We start from the raw sequence: 25018 nt of genomic DNA, 5'->3' as shown, positions 1-25018 counted from the left end.
GGCTCCCTGTCCTTAGTCCGTGAGGTGGCGGGTGATGATGGAGCACATCTCGGCCGCGGGCCCGGGCGCGTTCAGGCCCAGGTGTGTGGCGTCGATGTCGTGGGTGTGCAGGTCGCCCTCGATGTGGGGCTCCCAGAAGGCGGCCTGGGCCTCGGGGTTCCGCGTGGCCTTGAAGAACAGCGCGGTGCCCCGGTACGTCGGCTGGCTGAACTCCCGGACCATCCGGCCGTGCTGGACCATCAGGGCGGCGCCGTTGTCGATGAGCGTCCGGCGCTCCTCGCCGTCCTCCTCGCCCGGCAGGTAGTTCTCCAGGAAGTCCCTGGCCTCGTAAAGGTCCAGGCGCGCGTCCTCCTGTGCGGCGAACCAGTCGCCCGGTACGGCGTCGAGGAGGACGACGAGGGGAACCTCGTGGCCGCGGCGCTGCAGTTCCACGGCGACGGCCTGGCCGATCGGGCCGCCGATGGAGTGGCCGACGAGGTGGAAGGGGCCTTCCGGCTGGACGGAGAGGATCTGGTCGGCGTAGTCGGCGACCATGGCCTCGAAGGTCTCCGGCAGCGGCGCCCCGTCGAAGCCGCGGGCCTGGATGCCGTACGCCGGGCGGTCGCCGAGCTGCGTGGCCATGCCGAGGTAGGACCAGCACAGTCCGAAGCCGGGGTGGATGAACCACACCGGCGCCTTGGTGCCGCCGGTCTTCAGGGGCAGCACCACGCCGAACGGGTCGCTGTGTCCGGTGGCTTCGGAGCCCCCGGTCAGGTGCGCGGCCACGTCGGCGACGGTCGGTGACTGGAACACCAGGCGGATCGGCACCTCGACCATCAGGACCGTGCGGATGCGGCTGATGAGTTTGGTGGCGAGCAGCGAGTGGCCGCCGAGGTCGAAGAAGTTGTCGTCGACGCCCACCTTCTCGACGCCGAGGACCTGGGCGAACAGGCCCGCGAGCACCTCCTCCTGCGGGGTGCGCGGCGCGCGGTAGGCGGCGCCGCTGACGAGTTCGGGGGCGGGCAGCGCCTTGCGGTCGACCTTTCCCGCGCCGGACAGCGGGATGGACTCCAGGGTGACGAACGCGGCCGGCACCATGTGCTCCGGCAGCCGCTCGGCGGCGAAGGCCCGCAGCTCCTCGGTGTCCGGCCCCTCTCCCTCGGCCGGGGTGACGTAGGCGACGAGGCGTTTGCCGGTGCCCCGGTCGTCGCGGGCGATCACCACGGCCTGGGTGATGCCGGGGTGTCCGGCGAGGACGGACTCGACCTCGCCGGGTTCGATGCGGAAGCCGCGGATCTTGACCTGGGTGTCGGCGCGGCCCTGGAAGACCAGGCCGCCTTCCTCGGTCCAGGCCACCACGTCACCGGTGCGGTACATCCGCTCCCCCGGCCCGCCGAAGGGGCAGGCAACGAAGCGCTCCGCGGTCAGGGCGTGCCGCCCCAGATAGCCGCGGGCCAGGCGCTGCCCGGCGACGTACAGCTCTCCGGGAACGCCGGGCGGCACCGGTCGCAGGGCCGTGTCGAGGACGTACAGACGGGTGTTCTCCATGGGCCCGCCGATCGGCACGGTGCCGGGGATGTTCTCGGGGTCGGTCACGAAGTGGTGGGAGGTGGCCGCGGTGGTCTCGGTCGGGCCGTAGCCGTTGACGACCTGGAGTCCGGGGCAGGTGCGCAGCGCCCGCTCCAGGGAGGCCGGGGCCACCACGTCGCCGACCGTCCACACCTCGCGTGCCCCGCGGAACGCCTCCGGGCTCTCGTCGGCGATGGTCATGAACAGTCCCGCCGCGAGGGCGAGTCCGGTCACGCCGTGCTCGGCGATCAGCTTCGCGAGGGCCGCCGCGTCCAGGCGCCCGGGCGGGGCGACGACGACGGTGCCGCCGCCGAGCAGCGGGATCCACATCTCGTACGTCGAGGCGTCGAAGGCCTGCGGGTTGTGCATCAGCACCCGCTCGTGGCGGCCGCCGGCGAAGCAGCTGTCGGCGGCGAGGAGCACCACGTCGCGGTGGGTGGTGCCGACGCCCTTGGGCAGCCCCGTCGAACCGGAGGTGTACATCACGTAGGCGAGCTGGTCGGGGTGTCCGGCGGGGGCCGCGGCGAGTGGTCCCGCCCCGGCCCGGGCGATCTCGGCAGCGGTGCCGGGCTCGTCGACGACCAGGTGCGGGCAGGGGCTGTCGAAGAGCCGCTCCGAGATCTCCGCGTCGGTCACCAGGAGCACCGGCGCGGCGTCGCCGAGGAGGAACGCGAGGCGCTCGGCCGGGTAGTCCGGGTCGACGGGCAGATAGGTGCCGCCCGCCTTCAAGACGGCAAGGACGGCGACGACTTGCTCCACCGAGCGCGGCAGGGCGAGTCCGACCACCGACTCCTGTCCGACGCCGCGTGCGGCGAGCACCCGGGCGAGCCGGTCGGCCCGCTCGTCCAGCTCCCGGTAGGTCACCCGCTCCTCGCCGAGGACCACCGCGATCCGGTCCGGCACCTGCGCGGCCTGCTCGGCGAACGCCTCCTGGATGGTGCGCGCGGCCGCCGGGGCGACCGTGTCGTTCCATGCGGCGACGACCCGTTCCAGCTCGGCCTCCGGCATCAGGTCGAGGTGGCCGAGGGGGGTGTCGGGGTCGGCGGCCAACTGCTCAAGGAGGCGCCCGAGGCCGGCGGCTATGCGTGCGGCCGTGGCGGGGTCGAACAGGCTCTCCTGGTAGTGCAGGCCCGTGCGCAGGTGCGGGGAGGCCTCCGCGGCCACGCCCATCGGGTAGTGGGCGCCGGTGACCGGCCGGGCCCCGGTGATGGCGATGCCCGCCTCGTCGTGCGCCTCGACCAGGCCCGCCCGGTCGATCGGGTAGGACTCGAAGACGACCATCGTGTCGAAGAGGGTGCCGAGGCCCGCGGCGTCCTGGATGTCGCTCAGACCGTGGTTCTGGTGGTCCATCAGGACGGCCTGGCTCTGCTGGAGCCGGGTCAGCACCTGCGCCAGGGTGTCCTGCGGGGTGTAGCGCACGCGCACGGGCAGGGCGTTGATGAACAGGCCCACCATGTCGTCGACGCCGGGCACCTGCGGCGGGCGGCCCGAGACGGTGGTGCCGAACACCACGTCCTGCCGCCCGGTCAGGGCGCCGAGCAGCACGCCCCAGGTGCCCTGCACCAGGACGTTGAGGGTGACGCCCAGTTCGGCGGCCCGCTGCGACAGCATCCGGGACGTCTCCGTGGACAGCGGCACCTCGGCCGACCCGAACCCGCCGTCGTCGTCACCGACGGCATCGGTACCCGCCCCGGCGAGCATCGTCGGCGTGTCCACACCGTCCAGCTCGGTGGCCCAGGCGCGGGCCGAAGTGGCGCGGTCCTGCCCGGCGAGCCAGGTCAGGAAGTCCCGGTAGGGGCGCACGCGCGGCAGCTCGGAGGTGTCGCCGTCGGTGCCGTAGGCGCGGATCAGGTCCTGCAGGAGGTGCGGGATCGACCAGCCGTCGTACAGGGCGTGGCTGGCGGTGAAGACCAGCTCCGAGCGGCCCGGCTCCATCAGGACCAGGGTCAGCCGCATCAGGGGCGGCTTCGCCGGGTCGAAGTGGTCCGCGTGGTCGGCGGCGAGCAGCCGCTCCAGCTCGGCGTCGCGCGCCGCGTCGGAGAGGTCGCGCAGGTCCACGACCTTGTACGGCAGTTCGACGTGGTCGCGGACGAGCTGTACGGGCTCGCCCGCCGCGCTGGTCACGAACGCGGCGCCGAGGTTCGGGTACCGGTCGAGGAGCACCTGACCGGCCCGGCGCATGCGCTCGGGGTCGACGTCGCCGGACAGGTGGAACGTCAACTGCACGTGGTAGGCGTCGAACGACGAGTCGGCCATCATGCTGTGGAACAGCAGGCCCGACTGCATCGGCGTCACCGGCCACACGTCCACCAGGCCCGGGTGGCTCTCCGTCCACACGTCGAGGTCGCGCTGGCTGACCTTGACGAGCGGCACGTCCGACGGCGTGAGGCCGCCCGCGTCGGGCCGCTCGGCGTGCCGGGCGAGGCCTTCGAAGGCCGTGCGCCACAGGTCCGCGAGCTGCTGCGCCTCGTCCCGGGTGAGCAGCCCGCCGGGGAAGCCGATGCCCGCGCTGAGCCGCGGTCCGGCCTCGGTGTCGGTGACGTACGCGGTGACTTCGAGGGTGGCCATGGCGGGCATGTCCGCGTCGGGCTGGGCGAACAGGTCGTCCACGTCAGAGGCGGCGGTCCAGCCGAGGCCCCGCAGGCTCTCCGGCATGTCGGCGGAGGCGAACCGGCCGAGGTAGTTGAAGGAGATCTGCCCGGTTCCGTGGTCCTGGAGGGCGGCCGCGGTCTCGGGGTTGAGGTAGCGCAGCAGGCCGAATCCGATGCCGTGGTCCGGTACGGCGTTCAGCTGCTCCTTGACGGCCTTGATGGCGCCGCCCGCGGCTCGGCCGCCGGTGGCGGCGTCGTCAAGGTCGAAGCCGCCGACGTCCAGGCGTACCGGGAACATGCTGGTGAACCAGCCCACCGTGCGGGACAGGTCCGCGCCCGGTGCGGCGCTCTCCTCGCGGCCGTGGCCCTCCAGGCGGATCAGGGCCGAGGAGGCGTCGCGCTCGTCGACGCCGCGGGCGCGCCGCCACTGGGCGAGGGCCACGGTCAGCGCGGTGAGCAGGCCGTCGTTGACGCCGCCGTGGAAGGCGGCGGGCAGCGTGGTGAGGAGGGTGTCGGTCGCGGCCACCGGCAGTTCGAGGTGGACGGTCTCCACGGTGGCACGCACGTCGAGCGCCGGGTCGAAAGGACGGGACCCGATGGCCGGGTCGGGTCCGTCCAGGATGCCCTGCCACAGCGGGAGTTCGGCGACGCGGTCGGCGTCGGTGGCGTGTTCCGCCAGGGCGTGCGACCAGCGGCGTACGGAGGTCGCGACCGGGGCGAGTCCGGGGGTGCGGCCCTGGCCGAGCTGCTGCCAGGCCTCGGCGAGGTCGGGCAGGAGGATGCGCCAGGAGACGCCGTCGACGGCGAAGTGGTGCAGGACGATGATCAGGCGTCCGGGTGTGACGGCGCCCTCGGATTCGCCCTGGCCCGGCGCGGCAGAGGTGTCGAACCAGACGAACTGGGCCATCACCCCGGCCTCCGGGTCCAACCGCCCGGCAGCCGCGTCCAGTTCCGCCGCGGCCCGCTCGTGCCAGTCCGGCCGCTCCCAGCCGTCCCGCCACTCCACGCGGTGGATCAGCTCGGCGGCGTCCACCGTGCCCGGCTCGGCCACCTCCAGGCCCTTGGTCCCGGTGAGCACCAGGCGGGAGCGGAGGATGTCGTGCCGGTCGACGACCGCGCCGAGGGTGGCGGCGAGGCCGTCGTGGTCGATGCCCGCGGGCAGGTCGACGACGGTCGACATGGTGAACCGGTCACTGCCGCCGCCCAGTTCGAGCAGGTAGTGGCCGATCGGCAGCAACGGCATGAAGCCGACGCCGCCGCCCTCCAACTCCTCAAGGACGGTGCCGGTGCGGCCCGCGGCCGCGGCCTCGGCCAGCTCGGCGACCGTACGCAGCTCGAAGATCTGCCGGGGTGTCACTTCGAGGCCCTGGGCGCGGGCGCGGGAGACCACCTGGATGGAGCGGATGCTGTCGCCGCCGACGGCGAAGAAGTCGTCGTCGACGCCGACGCTCTCCAGGCCGAGGACCTCGGCGTACACGGCGGCGAGGGTGTGCTCGTCGGCGGTGCGCGGCGCCCGGTAGGCGCCGCCGGTGAACTCCGGCTCCGGCAGGGCCTTGTGGTCCAGCTTGCCGTTCAGGGCCAGCGGGAGGCGGTCCAGCATCACGAAGGCGGCGGGCACCATGAACTCCGGCAGCCGCGCGGACACGAACTTGCGCAGGTCCCTGGCCTCGACACCGGCGGTGATGTCGTAGTTGTCGCCGGTCTCGTCGACCTCCACCGGGACGACGTAGCCGACGAGCTGGGTGCTGCCGCGCACCTCCCGGGCGACCACGGCGGCCTGGGCCACCGCGCGGTGGGCGGTGAGGGCCGCCTCGATCTCGCCGGGCTCGATGCGGAAGCCGCGCACCTTGACCTGCGCGTCCCCGCGGCCGACGTAGTCGAGCTGGCCGTCGGCCCGCCAGCGGGCGAGGTCGCCGGTGCGGTACATGCGCGCGCCGGGCTCGCCGAACGGGTCGGGCACGAACCGCTCGGCGGTGAGCGCGGCCCGGCCGTGGTAGCCGCGGGCCACGTTGCCCGCGACGTACAGCTCGCCCACCACACCGACGGGTACGGGCGCGAGGCCCGGGCCGAGGACGTAGGCGCGCATGTTGCCGAGCGGGGCGCCGATGGGGGCGCCCGCGGCGCCGGTGCCTTCCTCGGCGATGGTGCTGGTGGTGGCGTAGAACGACTCGGTCTGGCCGTAGGCGTTGACGACGCGCACGCCGGGGATGGCCTCGCGCACCCGCTCCACGAGGGAGGCGGACAGGGCCTCGCCCGCGAACACCACCGCGTCCGCCGTGATGTTCACGTCGGCCTGGTCGAGCAGTCCGGCGAGGACGGACGGGACGGTGCTGATCACGCCGCCGGACCAGCCGCCGCGCTCGCCGACGACCAGGACGTCGCGGACGACCTCGACGGTGCCGCCCTGGGCGAGCGTGGTGACGGTCTCGAAGACGGACACGTCGAAGTTGACCGAGGTGCCCGCCAGGGTGCGGGTGCCCGCGTCGATGCCGACGGACTCCGCCAGGCGCAGCACGCCGTTGACGACGTCCCGGTGGGTGATGGTCACGCCCTTGGGCACACCGGTGGAGCCGGAGGTGTACATCACGTACGCGGCGTTCGCGGGCCGCGCCGCCGTCACCGGGGCGCCCGCGGCGCCCTCCGTCAGGTCCCCGAGGTCGTCGAGGCTCTTCAAGATGAGCGCGGGGCGGGCGTCGTCGAGGATGTGGTCCAGGCGGGTGCTCGGGTACTTGGGGTCGATCGGCAGGTAGGCGCCGCCCGCCTTGAGGATGCCGAGCATGGCCACCACGAGGTCGGCCGAGCGCGGCAGGTTCAGGCCGACGATCGTCTCCGGGCCGACGCCGCGCGCGGCGAGTGCGTGGGCCACCCGGTCGGTGCGGGCCTCCAGTTCGGCGTAGGTGAGCTGCTCCTCGCCGAAGACGACGGCGGTCGCCCGCGGAGTCCGGGCGGCCTGCTCGGCGATGAGCTGCGGCACGGTCAGGTCGGGGGTCTCGGCGGCGGTGTCGTTGAAACCCCGCAGGACCAGCTCGCGCTCGTGCGGCTCGACCAGGTCGACGGTCGCGACGGGCCGCGCGGGTTCGGCGGCGAGCCGGTCGAGCAGGCGCACGAAGCGGTCGGCGATCGTGCGGGCGGTGCCCTCGTCGAACAGGTCGGTGGCGTACTCCAGGACGCCCAGGACGCCACGTCCGGGCAGGTCGGCCATGTTGAAGAACAGGTCGAACTTGACGGTGTCGTTGGGCACGCGCTCGAACTCGACCTGCAGGCCGGAGAGTTCGAAGTCCTGCCGGCTGAAGTTCTGCCAGGCGAACATCACCTGGAACAGCGGCGAGTAGGCCGTGGAGCGCTCCGGGTTCAGGACCTCCACCAGGCGCTCGAAGGGCACGTCCTGGTGGTCGTAGGCGGCAAGGGACTTGGTGCGGACCTGGTCCAGGACGTCGTTGAAGGTGGGGTTGCCGTCGAGGCGGGCGCGCAGCACCCAGGTGTTGACGAAGAAGCCGACCATGTCGGTCAGGTTCTCGTCGGTGCGGTTGGCGATCGGCGAGCCGATGGTGACGTCGTCGCCACCGCCGAGGCGGTTCAGGAGCACCGCGAGGGCGGCCTCCAGGACGATCGCCACGGTCGCACCGCGCTCCCGGGCCAGTTCGCCGACGCCCGCGACGGTGTCCGGGTCGAGGGCGAAGTCGACGTGGGCGCCGCGGTGGCTGGCCTTGGGCGGCCGGGTGCGGTCGGTGGGCAGTTGCAGGGGCTGCGGTACGCCGGTCAGCTCGCCGCGCCAGTAGTCGAACTGGGCCGTGAGCAGGCTGTCGGGGTCGTTCTCGTCGCCGAGCAGGTCGCGCTGCCACAGGGTGTAGTCGACGTACTGGGCGGGCAGTTCGGGCCAGCGCGGGGCCTGGCCGGCGAGCCGGGCCGCGTAGGCGTCGGCGAGGTCCCGGAACATGGGCGCCATCGAGGAGCCGTCACTGGCGATGTGATGGACCATCAGGACCAGGACGTGGTCGTGCTCGGCGAGCCGCAGCAGCACCGTGCGCACGGGGATCTCCGTGGCCAGGTCGAAGCGGTAGGACGCGAAGTCCATGATCGAGGCGGTCAGGTCCGCCGCCGCCACGTCCACCACGGGCACGTCGAGGCGCACCTCGGCGGCCGGGAGGACCCGCTGGTAGGGGGTGCCGTCGGGGTCCTCGGCGAAGAGGGTGCGCAGGCTCTCGTGCCGGGTCACCACGTCGCGTACCGCCGCCGCGAGCGCGTCCGGGTCCAACTCGCCCTTCAGCCGGAGCGGGAAGGGCGCGTTGTACGTGGCCGATGGACCCTCGAACTTGTCGAGGAACCACAGGCGGCGCTGGGCGAAGGACAGCGGCACCCGCTCCGGGCGCGGCTCGACGCGGACCATCGGCGGGCGGGCCCGGTCGCCCTCGGAGAGGTGACCGGACAGGCCCACCACCGTCGGCGCGGCGAACACCGCGCGGATGGGCAGTTCCACGCCGAGGACGGCGCGGATGCGGCTCACCAGGCGGGTGGCGAGCAGCGAGTGGCCGCCGAGGGCGAAGAAGTCGTCGTCGATGCCGACCCGGTCCAGGCCGAGGACCTCGGCGAACAGGCCGCACAGCAGCTCTTCCTGCGGGGTGCGCGGGTCCCGTCCTGTGGCCTGGGCGACGAAGTCGGCGACGGGCAGCGCCTTGCGGTCCAGCTTGCCGCTGGCCATCAGCGGCACCTCGGCGATGGCCACCACCGAGGCGGGCACCTGGTGCGCGGGCAGCCGCTCGGTGAGGTAGTCGCGCAGCGAGCCCACGAGGGTGCCGATGCGCCCGGCCGCGGCGGGCTCGCTCGCCAGCTCGCGCTCGGCACGCCCGGCGGGCACGAAGAGACCCGTCAACTGGTCGGGCAGCTCGGGGCCCTGCGGGAAGACCAGCACGTCGAAGCTCTCGGCCACCGCTCCCGACCAGGTCAGGAGCACCGTCCAGCCCTGCTCGGCGGCCTGGTCCCAGACGTCCTGCGGGTCCACGGCGGGGCCCGTCACGGCGGGAGCGGTCATCAGCCCCGCGGCGACCGCGAGGTCCACCTCCTCCGTCAGGCGGGCGTTGGGGATGCCCACGACCCGCAGCACCTCGGTGTCCTCGCGGGCGGCGCACAGCTGGGCCAGCTCGCGCAGGTCGCCGACCTGGCGGCCCCAGTACAGCGGAGGCGCCTCGGTCAGCTCCACCGGCGCCGCGGGATGCTTGTGCAGCACGGCCTCGTAGCGGTGGCGGGTGAGTTCGTTGTGGGCGCGGCCGGGCTTGAGGCGGATGTCCACGCCGGCGGCGCCGTGCCGCGCCGCCCACTGGGTGAACCACTCCGGGTCCAGGACCAGTTCCTGCTCCATGAGCATGGCGCGGGTGATCGCGGCCCGGGCCTGGGAGGTGGCTGCCTCCGGCTGGTGGGCGTGCTGGACGCCCGCGCGGAACAGCCGCAGGGTGGCGGCGTTGCGGACGTCGCCGACGATGATCCGGCCGCCGGGCGCGAGGAGTTCGAAGGCCTGCGCCAGGACGCGGTCGAGGTAGTCGGCGTCCGGGAAGTACTGCACCACCGAGTTGAGCACGACGGTGTCGAAGTGGCCCTGGGGCAGCCCGGTCACGTCGTCGGCGGCGCGGTGGCGCAGGGTCGCCTTATCGGCGTATCCGGCCTGCTCGGCCTCGTGGGCGAGGCGCTCGATGACGGCGGATGACAGGTCGGTGGCCCAGTACTGCTCCACGTGGGGCAGGACGTGCGCCATCAGCAGGCCGGAGCCGACGCCGATCTCCAGGACGCGGCGCGGGGCGCGGCTGAGGATCTGCCGTACCGCGGCGTCCCGCCACTCGCGCATCTCGTGCAGCGCGAGCGGCCGGTCGGTGTAGGTGGAGTCCCAGCCGGTGAAGTCCTCGCCCCAGACGGTGTTCGCCGCGGAGTAGACCTGGTCGTAGATGGTCTCCCATTCCTCGACCTGCCGCTCGGCGGCGGCCGTCTGTCCGGTGCCGTCCAGGTGCGGGACGACGTAGCCCATCAGGCGCCGCTCCCCGGCCTCGTCCTCCTGGACCGTCACCACGGCCTGCGCGACACCGGGGTGGGTGGACAGGGCGGCCTCGACCTCGGCGGGTTCGATGCGGAAGCCGCGGATCTTGACCTGGGTGTCGACGCGGCCGTGGAAGACCAACAGGCCCTCGTCGGTCCAGGCCACGACGTCGCCGGTGCGGTACATCCGCTCCCCCGGCGCGCCGAAGGGGCAGGCCACGAACCGCTCGGCGGTCAGGCCCGGGCGGTTGCGGTAGCCGCGGGCCAGGCGCTCCCCGCCGATGTACAGCTCGCCGGGCACGCCGGGAAGGACCGGCCGCAGCGCGGCGTCCAGGACGTAGACCTGGGTGCTGTCGAGGGGGCGGCCGATCGGGACGACCTCGCCGATGTCCTCGTGGGTGTCCATGTTGTGGATGGAGGTGGCCATGGTGGCCTCGGTGGGCCCGTAGCCGTTGACGACCCGCAGGCCGGGGCAGGTGTCGAGGACGCGCCGCACCAGGGCGGGCGCCACCGCGTCACCGGCCGACCAGACCTCGCGCACGCCGGTGAAGGCTTCGGGCATCTCGTCGGCGATGACCATGAACAGGCCCGCCGTCATGACGACGCCGGTCACGTCGTGCTCGCGCACGGCCGCCGCCAGGGTGGCCGCGTCCAGGCGGCCGGGCGGGGTGATGACGATGGTGCCGCCGCCGAGCAGGGGGATCCACTGGTCGTAGGTGGAGGCGTCGAAGGCCTGCGCGTTGTGCATGAGGGCGCGCTCGTGGTTGCCGCCCGCGTAGCAACGGTCGGCCGCGAGGCTCACGACGCCCCGGTGGGTCACGCCCACGCCCTTGGGGCGGCCCGTGGAGCCGGAGGTGTACATCAGGTAGGCGAGCTGGTCCAGCTGCCCGGCCTGCGCGGAGGCCAGCGGCTCCGCCGAGGCGGCGGTGATCTCGGCGGCCGTGTCGGACTCGTCGATGACCAGGAACGGGCAGGGGCTCCTGGGCAGGCCGGCGGCGATCCGCGCGTCGGTCACCACGAGGGTGGGGTCGGCGTCGCTGAGCATGAACGCGAGGCGGTCGGCCGGGTACTCGGGGTCGACGGGCAGATAGGCGCCGCCCGCCTTCTCGATGGCCAGGAGCGACACGATCTGCTCCACGGAGCGCGGCAGGGCGAGCCCGACCACGGACTCCTGCCCGACGCCCCGCGCGGCCAGGACCCGGGCGAGGCGGTTGGCCCGCTCGTCGAGGTCCCGGTACGTCAGGGTCCGCGCGCCGTCCACCACGGCCGGGGCGTCCGGGGTCCGCGCCACGTGCGCCTCGAAGACCTGGGGGACGGTCTGCTCGGCGGTCGCGGCGGGGGTGTCGTTCCAGTCGGTGAGGATCCGCTTGCGCTCGTCGTCCTCCAGGATGCCGAGGGCGGCCACCGGGGTGTCCGCGTCGCGCGCCAGGAGTTCCAGGATCCGCGCGAGGCGGCCCGCGATGGCGCCGACCTGGGCGGCGTCGAACACGTGCGGCCGGTACTCGATGCCGACCTTCAGGTGCGGCTCGGCGAGCGCCATGACGACCAGCGGGTAGTGCGCGCCGCTGAGCGGGCTGATGCCGGTCAGCTCGATCCCGGCGGCGGCTCCGGCCTCGCTGAGGGCGACGGCGTCGATCGGGAAGGACTCGTAGCCGACCATCGTGTCGAACAGCGTCGGCAGGCCCACCGCCTGGTGGATGTCGAGCAGCCCGTGATGGTGGTGGTCGAGCAGCGCGCTCTGGCGCTCCTGCAGGTCGGTGAGGAGCTCGCGCAGGGTGGCGCCCGGGGCGCAGTTCACCCGCACGGGAAGGGAGTTGATGAACAGGCCGACCATCTCGTCGGCCCCCGTGACCTGGGGCGGGCGGCCGGAGACCGTGGTGCCGAACACCACGTCCTGGCGCCCGGTCAGGCCCGCGAGGAGGACCGCCCAGGAGCCCTGGATCAGGGTGTTCAGGGTGATGCCGAGGTCGGCGGCCCGGCGCGCCAGGTCGCGGCCCGTCTCCGGGGACAGCGGCACGTCCGCCATGGCGATGCCCGCCGGTTCCGCGTCGCTGTCGGCCGCGCCCGGCGCGAGGAGCGTCGGTGACTCGACGCCGGACAGCTCCGTGGCCCAGGCGCGGGCGGCCGCGCCCTCGTCCCGCTCGGCGAGCCAGGACAGGAAGTCGCGGTAGTCACGGATCCTGCCGAGGCCGCTCGCGTCGCCCGCCGAGCCGTACAGGCGCAGCAGGTCCTCCATGACGAGGGGCAGCGACCAGCCGTCGAACAGGACGTGGTGGGCGGTGAAGACCAGTTCCCACCGGTCGGCGGCCAGCTTCACCAGCGACATGCGCACCAGGGGCGCGGTGGCCGGGTCGAAGTGGCGGGCGTGCTCCTCGGCGAGGTGGCGCTTGAGCCGCTGCTCGCGCTCGCCGTCGGCGAGGCCACTGAGGTCGTACTCGGCCCAGGGCAGCTCGACGTGCTCGTGCACGAGCTGGACGCGGCGGCCGTTGTCGGCCATGACGAACGCGGCGCGCAGGGTCGGGTAGCGCTCCAGGAGCGCTTGTCCGGCGGCGCGCATCCGGGCGCCGTCGACCTCGCCGTTCAGGTGGAAGACCAGTTGCATCTGGTAGGCGTCGAAGGAGGCGCCGGCCAGCTCCGCGTGGAAGAGCAGGCCGTCCTGCATGGCGGTGAGCGGCCACACGTCGGCGAGGTGCGGGTAGCGCTCCTCCCACGCCTCGAGCTGGGCTTGGTCGGCGGTGACCAGTGGCACGTCGGAGGGCGTCAGGCCGCCCGCGTCCGGCTGGTCGGCGTGGCGGGCGACGCCTTCGAGGGCCGTGCGCCACAGGACGGCGAGCTCCTCGGCCTCGCCCTCGGACAGCAGGCCGGAGGGGAAGTCGAGGCGGGCGTCCAGGCGCGGGCCCTGCGGTGTGTCGGTGACGTACGCGCTGACCGCGAGGGTCGCGAGGGCGGGCATGTCGGCGTCGAGGTCGGCGATCAGCTCGGTGGTGCCGTCGGCCTGGGTGAAGCCGAGGCCGCGCAGGTGCTCGGGCATGTTGCCGGAACCCGTGTAGTGGCCCAGGTAGTTGAAGGAGATCTGCCCGGTGGGGTAGCGCTCCAGGATCTCGGCGGTCTCCGGGTTGAGGTGGCGCAGCATGCCGTAGCCGACGCCCTTGTCCGGCACGGCGAGGAGCTGTTCCTTGACGGCCTTGACGGCGGCACCGGCGGCGCGGCCGCCCGCGAGGGCGTCGTCGACGTCCACGCCCGCCACGTCGAGGCGCACCGGGTAGACGCTGGTGAACCAGCCGACCGTGCGGGACAGGTCCGCGCCCGGCGCCGCCGCTTCCTCGCGGCCGTGGCCCTCCAGGCGGATCAGCGTCGAGGCCGAGGCGTCGTCGGCCACGCCCCGGCCGCGCCGCCACTTGGCGACGGCGAGGGCGAGGGCGGCGAGGAGGCCGTCGTTCACTCCGCCGCGGAACGCGCCGGGCAGGGTGGTGAGAAGCGTCTCGGTGGCCGCCGTCGGCAGGTCCATGTGCACCGTCCGCACGGTGGCGCACACGTCCACCGCCGGGTCGAACGGCCGTCGGCCGAGGTCCGGGTCGGGGCCGGTGACGATGGCGCGCCACAGCGCCAGCTCGCCCGTGCGCCGCTCGGTGGCCGCCTCCTCTGCCAGGGCGTGCGCCCAGCGCCGTACGGAGGTGGTGACTTCGGCGAGTTCGGGGGTGCGGCCGTCGCGGACCTGACGCCAGGCCTCGGCGAGGTCGGGCAGCAGGATGCGCCAGGACACGCCGTCGACGACGAAGTGGTGCAGCAGGATCAGGAGGCGTCCCGCGGTGTCGGCGCCCGCGTCGAACCACACGAACTGCGCCATCACTCCGCGCCGCGCGTCGAGGCGGCCCGCGGCGGCGTCGAGTTCGGCGGCGGCCTGGTCGCGCCACGCGCCGTCCCAGGCGCCGCTCCAGGTGACGCGGTGCAGCAGCGCGCCCGCGTCGACCGTGCCGGGGCCGGTCACGTCGAGTCCGGGGGCGGGGTCGGTGACGAGCCGGGAGCGGAGGATGTCGTGCCGGTCGAGGACCGCGCCGAGGGTGGCGAGCAGGCCGCGCTCGTCGATCCCGGCGGGCAGGTCCACGGTCATCGACATGGTGAACCGGTCGGTGCCGCCGCCCAGTTGGGTCAGGTAGTGCCCGATGGGAAGGAGTGGTACGAAGCCGACTCCGCCGCCGTCCAGTTCGGCGAGGACGGGACGGCCCGGGCCTTCGCCCGCCGCCTGCGCCAGCTCGGCCACGGTGCGGCACTCGAAGATCTGCCGGGGTGTGACGTCGACGCCCTGGGCGCGGGCGCGGGAGACCACCTGGATGGAGCGGATGCTGTCGCCGCCGATGGCGAAGAAGTCGTCGTCGACGCCGACGCGTTCGAGGCCGAGGACCTCGGCGTAGACGGCGGCGAGGGTGAGTTCCTCGGTGGTGCGCGGGGCGCGGTACTCGCCGCCGGTGAACTCCGGCTCCGGCAGCGCCTTGTGGTCCAGCTTGCCGTTGGGTGCCAGCGGAAGCCGGTCGAGCATCACGAACACCGACGGCACCATGAACTCGGGCAGCCGCCCGGAGACGAACCGGCGCAGGTCCCGCGCGGACACGATCGCCGTGAGGTCCAGGTCCAGGTCGCCGAGGCTCGACACGCTGTCGAGGCCGCCCTCGCCGGAGTCCACCGGCACGACATAGCCGACCAGTTGGGTGGAGCCGCGGCCCGCGTGGGTGGTCACCACGGCCTGCGCGACGCCCGGGTGCGCGGTCAGGGCCGCCTCGATCTCGCCGGGCTCGATGCGGAAGCCGCGCACCTTGACCTGCGCGTCGTCGCGGCCCGCGTACTCCAGCCGGCCGTCCGGGGTCCAGCGGGCGAGGTCGCCGGTGCGGTACATCCGCGCGCCGGGCTCGCCGTACGGGTCGGGGACGAAGCGTTCGGCGGTGAGTGCGGCGCGCCCGTGGTAGCCGCGGGCCACGTTGCCCGCGACGTACAGCTCGCCCACGACGCCCGGTGCCACCGGCTCCAGGCCGGGGCCGAGGACGTAGGCGCGCATGTTGCCGAGGGGCGCGCCGATGGGGGCGCTGCCGGTGCCGCGCCAGGTGTCGTCGGCGGTGAAGGTGGTGGCGTAGAACGACTCGGTCTGGCCGTAGGCGTTGACGACGCGCACGCCGGGGATGGCCTCGCGCACCCGCTCGACGAGGGAGGCGGGCAGGGCCTCGCCCGCGAACACCACCGCGTCGGCCTGGAGCTTCCCGCCGACCTGGTCGAGGAGTTCGGCGAAGACGGAGGGGACGGTGCTGATGATGCCGCCGGACCAGCCGCCGCGCTCGCCGACGACCAGGATGTCGCGGACCACTTCGAGGGTGCCGCCGACGGCCAGGGTCGTGATCGTCTCGAAGACGGAGACGTCGAAGTTGACCGAGGTGCCGGCCAGCGTGCGGGTGCCCGCGTCGATGCCGATGGCGTCGGCGAGGCGCAGCACGCCGTTGACGACGTCGCGGTGGGTGATGGTCACGCCCTTGGGGACGCCCGTGGAGCCGGAGGTGTACATCACGTAGGCGGCGTTCGCGGGCTTGACGCGCGGCAGTTCGCCGCCTTGGACCTCTCCGGCGCCCGACTCGAAGTCGACGTCGTCGACGATCAGCGTCGGTATGTCCGTCGTCGGCAGCACGCCCACGGTGTCGGCGCTGGTCAGGACCAGGCACGGGCGGGCGTCGCGGAGGATGTGGTCCAGGCGGGTGCTGGGGTAGCGGGGGTCGATCGGCAGGTAGGCAGCACCGGACTTGAGGATGCCGAGCATGGCCACGACCAGGTCGGCGGAGCGGGGCAGCGCCAGGCCGACGACGCTCTCCGGACCGGCGCCGCGCGCCACGAGCTCGTGGGCGAGCAACCCGGCCCGCGCGTCGAGTTCGCCGTAGGTCAGCTCCGTGTCGCCGTGGACCACGGCGAGCGCGTCGGGTGTCGCCTCGGCCCGGCGCTCGACCAGGCCCGCGACGCTGAGTTCCGGCGTCTCCGCCGCCGTCTGGTTGAACGTGCCGAGGACGAGTCGGCGCTCGCCCGCGTCCAGGACGTCCGCGAGGGCGACGGGCCGCTCCGGCGCGTCCACGAGCTGGCGTACCAGGCGGACATAGCGCTCGGCGACGGCTTCGGCCGTGGACCGGTCGAACAGCTCGGTGGCGTACTCCAGGGACACGGACAGGCCCGGCTCGTCGGGGTCCGCGAAGCAGCTGAACTCCAGGTCGAACTTGGCGGTCGGCGTCGGCAGGCCGGTGCAGCGGGCGGTGAGGCCGCCGTGGAGTTCGAGGGTGACCGAGCGGTGGGTCTCCCAGGTGAACATCGTCTGGAACAGCGGGTGGTAGGCCGTGGACCGCTCGGGGTTGAGCATCTCCACCAGGCGCTCGAAGGGCGCGTCCTGGTGGTCGTAGGCGGCCATGGCCTTCTCGCGGACCCGGCCGAGCAGGTCCTCGAAGGAAGGGGTGCCGGACAGGTCGGTGCGCAGCACCCAGGTGTTGACGAAGAAGCCGACCAGGTCGTCGAGCTGGCTGTCCATGCGGCCCGCGACGGTGGAGCCGATGGTCACGTCCGCGCCCGCGCCGAGCTGCTGAAGGAGCGCCGCGAGCGCCGCCTGGAAGACCATCGGCCCGGTCACGCCGTGGCGGTGGGCGAGCTCCTCGGCCCGGCCGTACAGCTCCGCGTCGACGCGGAAGTCCACCACGTCGCCGTGGCGTCCGGCCACGGGCGGGCGCGGCCGGTCGGCGGGCAGGCGCAGCGGCTGCGGGACGCCCGTGAGTTCGCCGCGCCAGTAGTCGAGCTGGGTCGCCAGGATGCTCTTGGGGTCGTGCTCGTCGCCGAGCAGGTCGCGCTGCCACATCGTGTAGTCGACGTACTGCACGGGGAGTTCGGGCCAGTCGGGCTCGGCGCCCTCGGCGCGTGCGGTGTACGCGGCGGCGAGGTCGCGGACGAGCGGGGCCATGGACTCGCCGTCGGTGGCGATGTGGTGGGCGAGCAGGAGCAACTGGTGGTCCTGGGGGCCGCTGCGGAACAGGGTGGCCCGTACGGGGATCTCCTCGGCCAGCGTGAACGCGTACTGGGCGGCCCGTGCGACGGCCGCGTCCCGGTCCGCGGACGCCACCTCGACGAGCGGGACGTCCAGGTGGACGTCCTCGGCGGGGACGACTTCCTGTGCCGGTACGCCGTCGGCGTTGTCGATGATCAGGGTGCGCAGGCTCTCGTGCCGGACCACCACGTCCCGTACGGCTGCGGTGAGCGCCGCCACGTTCAGCTCACCCGTCAGCTCGATGAGGAACGGGAGGTTGTATGTGGCCGAGGGACCCTCGAAACGGTCGATGAACCACAGACGGCGCTGCGCATAGGACAACGGGATCATTTACTTTGCACTCCTGTTCATCTTCTGCAGACGGGGCCGCCTGGTGGTCGATGCCTCCAGGACGGTGCGCGAGAGGTCGGCGACGTCGCGGGAGTCGAGCACCGCGCGGATGGGAACGTCGACGCCGAAGCTGTCGCGGATGTGATTGGTCAGGCGGGTGGCGAGCAGGGAGTGGCCGCCCAGGTCGAAGAAGTTGTCGTCGATGCCGACCCGGTCGAGGCCGAGGACTTCGGCGAACAACGAGCAGAGTTGCGCTTCCTGCGGAGTGCGCGGGGCCCGTCCGGTGTTCTGCGCGGCTGGCGCGGGGTCGGGGAGCGCCTTGCGGTCCACCTTGCCGTTGGCGGTGAGGGGAATCTCGGCGAGGGCCACGAGGCCGGTGGGCACCAGGTGGGCCGGGAGGAGTGCGGTGAGGTGCTCGCGCAGGGCGGCGATCAGGGCGTCGGCGCTTCCGGCAGTCCGGGTACCGGCGGTTGGCCCGGCCCCGCCCCCTCCCCCGGCGCCGTCGTCCGGCTCCGGCACCACGTAGCCGACGAGTTGCCTGCCCGCCTTGCCGGTGCCGTCCCGGGCCACGACCACGGCCTGCGCCACATCGGGGTGACCGGTCAGGGCCGCCTCGACCTCGGCGGGCTCGACGCGCACCCCGCGGATCTTGATCTGGTCGTCGGCGCGCCCGGCGTATTCGAGCTGCCCTTCGGCGTTCCAGCGGGCCAGGTCCCCGGTGCGGTACATGCGCGCGCCCGCCGGGCCGAAGGGGTCGGCGACGAAGCGCTCGGCGGTCAGGGACCGCTGCCGGTGGTAGCCGCGGCCGAGGCTGCCCGCCACGTACAACTCGCCGACCACGCCGGGCGGTACGGGGGTGAGCCCGGGGCCGAGGACGTAGGTGCGCATGTTGCCGATCGGGGTGCCGATGGGTGCGCTGCCGGTGCCCTGCCAGGTGTCGTCGGCGGTGAAGGTGGTGGCGTAGAACGACTCGCTCTGGCCGTAGGCGTTGATCACGCGCACGCCGGGCAGGGCCTCGCGCACCTTGGCGACCAGGGACGCGGGCAGGGCCTCACCGGCGAACACCACGGTCCTGAGCCCGGTGATGGTGCCCATCTGGTCGCGGAGTTCGGCGAAGACCGACGGCACCGTGCTGATCACGTCGGCGGTCAGGGAGGTCCGTTCGCCGAGGACCATGGCGTCGCGGACCACTTCGACGCAGCCGCCCCGGGAAAGGGTGGTGACGATCTCGAAGACGGACACGTCGAAGTTGACGGAGGTGCCGGCCAGCATCCGCGTGGACGCGTCCACGCCCACGCGCCGGGCGAGCCGGGCGACGCCGTTGACCACGTTGGCGTGCGTGATCATGACGCCCTTGGGGGTGCCGGTGGAGCCGGAGGTGTACATCACGTACGCCAGGTGGTCCGGGCTCGGCGGCTCGGTCCGGTCGGGGCCCACCCGGTCCGGGGCGCCCTGGAGGTCCACGTCGTCGAGGTACAGGGACGGCGTGTCCGTCCTCGGCAGCACCTCGACCGTCGCGGAGTCGGTGAGGATCAGGGCCGGGCGGGCCTGGGCGAGGATGAAGTCCAGGCGGTGGCTGGGGTAGGCGGGGTCGATCGGGAGGTATCCGGCGCCCGACTTGAGGACGGCGAGCATGCCGGTGACGAGGTCCGCCGTGCGCGGCAGCGCCAGGCCCACCACCTGTTCCGGACCTGCGCCGCGCGCGCACAGCTCGCGGGCGAGAACGTTGGCTCGGGCGTTCAACTCGCGGTACGTGAGGGAGTGTTCGCCGCAGACCACGGCGGTGGCGTCGGGTGTCTCGGCGACCTGCTTCTCGATCAGCTCGGGGATCGTGTGCGCGGCCGTCGGCTCCGCGGTGTCGTTCCACTCGCCGACGATCCGGTGGCGCTCGCCGTCGTCGAGGAGGTCGACGAGGCCCACGGGGGTGCCCGGCTCCTCGGTGAGCCCCAACAGGACGCGGCCGAGGCGGGTGGCCAGGTCGTAGGCCGCGGCCGCGTCGAGGGCGTGGCGCTGGTACTGGACGGTCAGGCGCGGGTGGGCGCCGTCGGGGTAGACGAACAAGGTCACCGGGTAGTGGCTCGCGGTGAAGGAGCGCAGGCCGCTCACCGTGATCCCGGCGGCCTCGCTCGCCTCGCCGATGCCGGTGCGGTCCAGCGGGAACGACTCGAAGGCGACCACGGTGTCGAAGAGCGCCGCGAGCCCGGTGCCGCGCTGGATCTCGGTGAGGCCGAGGTGATGGTGGTCGAGGAGCGCGGCCTGCCGGTCCTGGAGGTCGGTGAGGACCGACGCGAAGGGCGTCGCCGGTGCGCAGCGGACGCGTACGGGAACGGTGTTGAGGAACATGCCGACGACGGAGTCGACGCCCGGCAGCGTGGGCGGCCGTCCGGACACCGTCGCGGAGAACACCACGTCCTGCCGTCCGGTCAGCTGGCCGAGGAGGACTCCCCAGGCGCCCTGGACGAGGGTGTTCAGGGTGACGCCCGAGTCGGCGGCGCGGGCGGCGAGTTCACGGACCTGGGCGGGGGTGAGCGGGACGTCGGTCTGGTCGATGCCGGGGCTCGCGGTGTCGAGGGCGGCGGGGGCGATCAGCGTCGGCTCGGTGACGCCGTCGAGTTCGTCGGCCCAGGCGCGCAGGGACTCCTGCGGGTCCTGCCGCTCCAGCCAGGCCAGGTACTCCCGGTAGCTGCGGGCCCGCCCGAGCGCCGAGGCGTCGCCGTCCGCCGCGTAGAGCTGCAGCAGGTCCTGGATGAGCAGCGGCAGCGACCAGCCGTCCACCAGGACGTGGTGCACCGTCAGGACGACGGCGTGGCGGCCGGTCTCCGTGGCGATGTGGGCCAGGCGCAGCATCGGTGGCGCGGCCGGGTCGAAGTGGGCCTTCAGGTCCTCGGCGAGGAAGTCCTCGTACGCCGTGGTGCGTTCGGCCGCGGCGTGGCCGGTGAGGTCGAGGTGGCGCCAGGGCACCTCGACGCCGTCGACGACGAGTTGGACCAGGTCGCCGTCGGGGCCGGGCACGAACGCGACGCGCAGGGCGGGGTGGCGGTCGAGCAGGGCCTGGGCGGCGGTGCGCAGCCGGGTGGTGTCCACGGGTCCGGACAGGTGCAGGACGTACTGCTCGTGGTAGGCGTCGAAGTCGGATCCGGCCTCGGCGACCAGCTTGGAGTGGAAGAGCAGTCCGGACTGCAGGGGCGAGGCCGGCCAGACGTCGGACAGGCCGGGGTAGCGCCGCTCCCAGCCCTCGATGTCGCCCTGCTCGACGGGGGTGAGGAGCACGTCGGAGGGGGTGAGGCCACCGGCGCCGGGGTCGGCGGTGTGCCGGGCGAGGCCGGTGAGGGCGGCGCACCAGAGGTCGGCGAGTTCCCGCACCTCCGCGGCGCTCAGCACGCCCTGCGGGGCGGTGAACAGGGCGCCGAGGCAGGGGCCTTCGGGGGTGTCGGTGACGTGGGCGTTGATGTCGAGCTCGGCGAGGGCGGCCATGCGGGGGTCCTGGCCCGCGTCCAGTTCGGCGAGTTCCGTCAGGCCGGGGGTCTGGGTGAAGCCGAGGCCGCGCAGGTTCTCGGGCATGTCGGCGGCGGCGGAGAAGCGGCCCAGGTAGTTGAAGGAGATCTGGCCGGCCTCGTGGCCCTTGAGGGCGTCGGCGGTCTCGGGGTTGAGGTGGCGCAGCAGGCCGTAGCCCATGCCCTTGTCGGGGACGCCGGCCAGGTGCTCCTTGACGGTCTTGACGGCGCGGCCCGCGGCGGCGCCGCCCGCGAAGGCCTCGTCGAGGTCGGTGCCCGAGAGGTCGAGGCGGACCGGGAAGACGCTGGTGAACCAGCCGACGGTGCGCGACAGATCGGCGCCCGGCGCCACGGTCTCCTCACGGCCGTGCCCCTCCAGGCGGATCAGCGTGGACGGCTCCTCGACGCCACGGCCGTGCCGCCACCGTGCGACCGCCATCGCGAGAGCGGCGAGCAGGCCGTCGTTCACACCGCCCCGGTAGGTCGCGGGCAGGGTGGTCAGGAGCGCCTCGGTGACGGCCGGGGGCAGCTGCACCCGCACCTTGCCGAGGGTGGCGACGACGTCGACGGCGGGGTCGAGCCGCCGGGTGCCGAGCACCGGGTCCGGTCCTTCGACGACGGACTTCCAGTGCTCCAGTTCGGCGGTGCGGCCGGGGCGGCCCGCCTCCTCGACCAGCGCGTGCGACCAGCGGCGCACGGAGGTGGCGACCGGCGCGAGCTCCGGTGTCGTACCGGCGCGCACCTGCTGCCAGGCCGCCGCCAGGTCGGGCATCAGGATGCGCCAGGAGACGCCGTCGACGACCAGGTGGTGCAGGGCGAGCAGCAGCCGCCCTGCCCGCTCCGGTCCGGCGTCGAACCACACGAACTGCGCGACGGTCCCGGCGACGGGGTCGAGGCGTCCGGCGGCGGCGTCCAGTTCGGCGAGCAGCGACTTGTGCCACTCGTCCGCGTCCCACTGGCCCGCGCACTCCACGCGCCGGATGAGCGACGCCGTGTCCACGGAGCCCGGGGCCTGGGTGACCAGGCCGCTGAGGACGCCCTCCACCAGGCGTGCCCGCAGCAGGTCGTGCCGGTCGACGACCGCGCCGAGGGTCGCCGCGAGCCCCGCCTCGTCGATGCCCTGGGGCAGGTCGAGGACCATCGCCTGGAGGAACCGTTCGAAGCCGGGACCGCGGCCCCGCAGCCAGCGCGTCACCGGCAGATGCGGTACGAAGCCGATGCCGCCGCTCTCGAACTCCGCCAGGACGGGGGCGTCTTCACCGGTCCCGGCGTTCGCCGCGGTCTCGGCGAGATCGGCGACCGTGCGCCGTTCGAAGACCTCCCGGGTGCTGAGGACCACACCGCGGGCGCGCGCCCGGGTGACCAGCTGGATCGACTGGATGCTGTCGCCGCCGACGACGAAGAAGTCGTCGTCGACGCCGACCCGCTCCACGCCGAGGACCTCGGCGAACAGCGTGGCGAGTATCTCTTCCCGCTCCGTGCGCGGCGCCCGGTAGGCCGCGCCGCGGAACTCCGGCTCCGGCAGCCCCGCCCGGTCGAGCTTGCCGTTGGCCGTGAGCGGCAGCGCGTCGATGACCACGAACGCGGCCGGGACCAGGTACTCGGGCAGAGCGCGGGCGAGGAAGGCGCGCAGCTCGCCGGGGCCGAGGCCCGCCGCGAGGGCGAAGTGGCCGGTGCCGCCGCCGCGTTCGGCCTCCAGGGAGGCGTCGTCGGCGGCCGGGACGACATAGCCGACCAGTTGCTTGCCTCGGTTGCCGCGCCCCTCGTGCGGGACGACCACGGCGTGCGCCACCCGGGGGTGCAGTTCCAGGGCGGCCTCGATCTCGCCGGGCTCGATGCGGAAGCCGCGGATCTTCACCTGGGCGTCCGAGCGGCCCTCGAAGCTCACTTCGCCGCCGGGGGTACGGGAGACGACGTCGCCGGTGCGGTACATGCGCTCGCCGGGCGCGCCGAAGGGGCAGGCCACGAAGCGTTCGGCGGTCAGGGCGTGGCGGTTCAGATAGCCGCGGGCGAGGCCCGGGCCCGCCAGGTACAGCTCGCCGCTGGTGCCGGGCGCCACCGGGCGCAGCCCGTCGTCCAGGACGTACGCGTCGATGCTGTCCATCGCCCAGCCGACGGGGAACGGCTCGGCCACGTCGGCGGGTTCGGACACCGGGCGGCACAGGGCGAACGTCGTCGTCTCGGTCGGGCCGTAGCCGTTGACGACCGTCAGCCCCGGGCAGCCGCGCAGCACCCGCCGCACCGCCTCGGGTGACACCACGTCGCCCCCGGCCCACACCTCTCGCATCCCGGTGAAGCTCTCCGGCCGCTCCTCGGCGACGACCTTGAACAGACCGGCGGACATGAAGGCGGCGGTGACGCGGTGTTCGGTGATGAGGGCGGCCAGGGCGGTGGCGTCGAGGACACCCGGCGGGGCCACGACCACGGTGCCGCCGGACAGCAGCGGCACCCACAGTTCGTACGTCGAGGCGTCGAAGGCGAGCGGGGCGTGCTGCAGGACGCGGGTGTGCGCGCCGCCCGCGTAGCGGCCGTCCAGGGCGAGGGTCACCACGTCGCGGTGGGTGACGGCCACGCCCTTGGGGGTGCCGGTCGAGCCGGAGGTGTAGATGACGTACGCGAGGCTGTCGGGGTGTCCGGGCAGGGGTGCGGCCGGGGTCTGCGGGGCGTCGGTCGTACGCGGCCCGCTCGGCGTGGTCGCTTCGCCTGTACGCGGCCCGCTCCGCGCGATCGCATCTCTCGTGCCGGGCTCGTCCAGGACGAGGTGCGGGACAGTGCTCGGGGGCAGGGAGCGGGCGGTCTCGGTGTCGGTGACCAGGACCGTCGGCGCGGCGTCGGCCAGCATGAAGTCGAGGCGCTCGGCCGGGTAGTCGGGGTCGACCGGCAGATAGCCGCCCCCCGCCTTGAGTACGGCGAGGACCGACACGACGTACTCCGGCGACCGGCGCAGCGCCACGCCGACGATCGACTCCTGGCGCACCCCGTGTCCGGTGAGCACCCGCGCGAGCCGGTCGGCGCGCTCGTCGAGCTGGCGGTAGGTCCACGCGACGTCGGTTCCGCCGACGACCGCCACCGCGTCCGGTGTCGCGGCCGCCTGGCGCGCGAAGAGCGCGGCGACGGTCACGTCGGGGACGGGCAGGGCTGTGGCGGAAGACTCATGAGGGTCGGTCACGAAGGCTCCAGAGGCTCAGAAATTCCGTGCGGGACGCGGTGAGCGAACAGTTCGCGGCGCCGGTGGGGCGGCGGCGAGCCATGGCAGCGCAACGGAACCCAGCATTCGCCGGTGCCTCGGAGAGCCGTGGAGATAAGGCGGACCGACCCGAAGCGCGGCGCACTTCCTTCGGCCCGGACCGTCTCCACTCCCCCATTGGTTTCCGGTCTCGCTTGCCTGCCGGGGAACCGTAACGCAACGAGTTCCGGGCCGTCCGACCACCGGATTTCCCCCGTCGCCGCGCCCACCGTTCTCAACTGAACGGGCGGCTGCCCGGCGCATCGGACGCGTCCTGCGCGGTTCGCGTGAATGTCCTTTCTCACGCCTTCATCGCGGTGCGTCGCTCGATATTTCCCAAAGGGGGTGACTGTACTTTCTCAACACCCGATTCAGAGCCGCCTTTTCAGCCCTCTGCTCCGCAGGTCAGAGGCGATGTCCCGACCGTTCTCACACCGCTCCAAGGGAGTGTTGGAATGACCTTCGGAACGGCCGGTCCACGCAGTCCGCACAAGTCCTGGCCAGCCATGTCCCGTCACCGGGACAGCCCTCCTCTGCGAGCCTTTCTTCGGTTCACCAGGGGTCGGGTACGGGGTACGTTCGGACTCGGCCCGAGTGCGGCCCGACGGCCTGTGTTGAATCGGCGCGGCACCTCTCGTCATGAGACCGGGAGTTCTTGGACATCGGCCGGGTCCCCACGATTTCCTGACGGAGAAATAACGCCGCCCGAATACCGCACGGCCTTCTTTCGGACCGTCCTGACGAGTTCCGCCAC

Annotated in this window: 2 protein-coding genes; both read right to left on the bottom strand. The window is 73.4% G+C overall.

Annotated features, from left to right (window positions below):
* Nucleotides 1-12 precede the first annotated feature (12 nt).
* Entirely contained in the window at nucleotides 13-17544 is a 17532-nt protein-coding gene (locus ACZ6BG_RS17970) for an amino acid adenylation domain-containing protein (RefSeq protein ID WP_469002168.1), read from the bottom strand.
* A complete protein-coding gene (locus ACZ6BG_RS17965; protein WP_469002166.1) occupies nucleotides 17545-24207 on the bottom strand; it encodes an amino acid adenylation domain-containing protein in 6663 nt (2220 codons plus the stop codon).
* Nucleotides 24208-25018 lie beyond the last annotated feature (811 nt).

The organism is Streptomyces sp. NPDC041205 (assembly GCF_055591765.1).
This window is presented reverse-complemented; position numbering and strand designations above follow the sequence as displayed.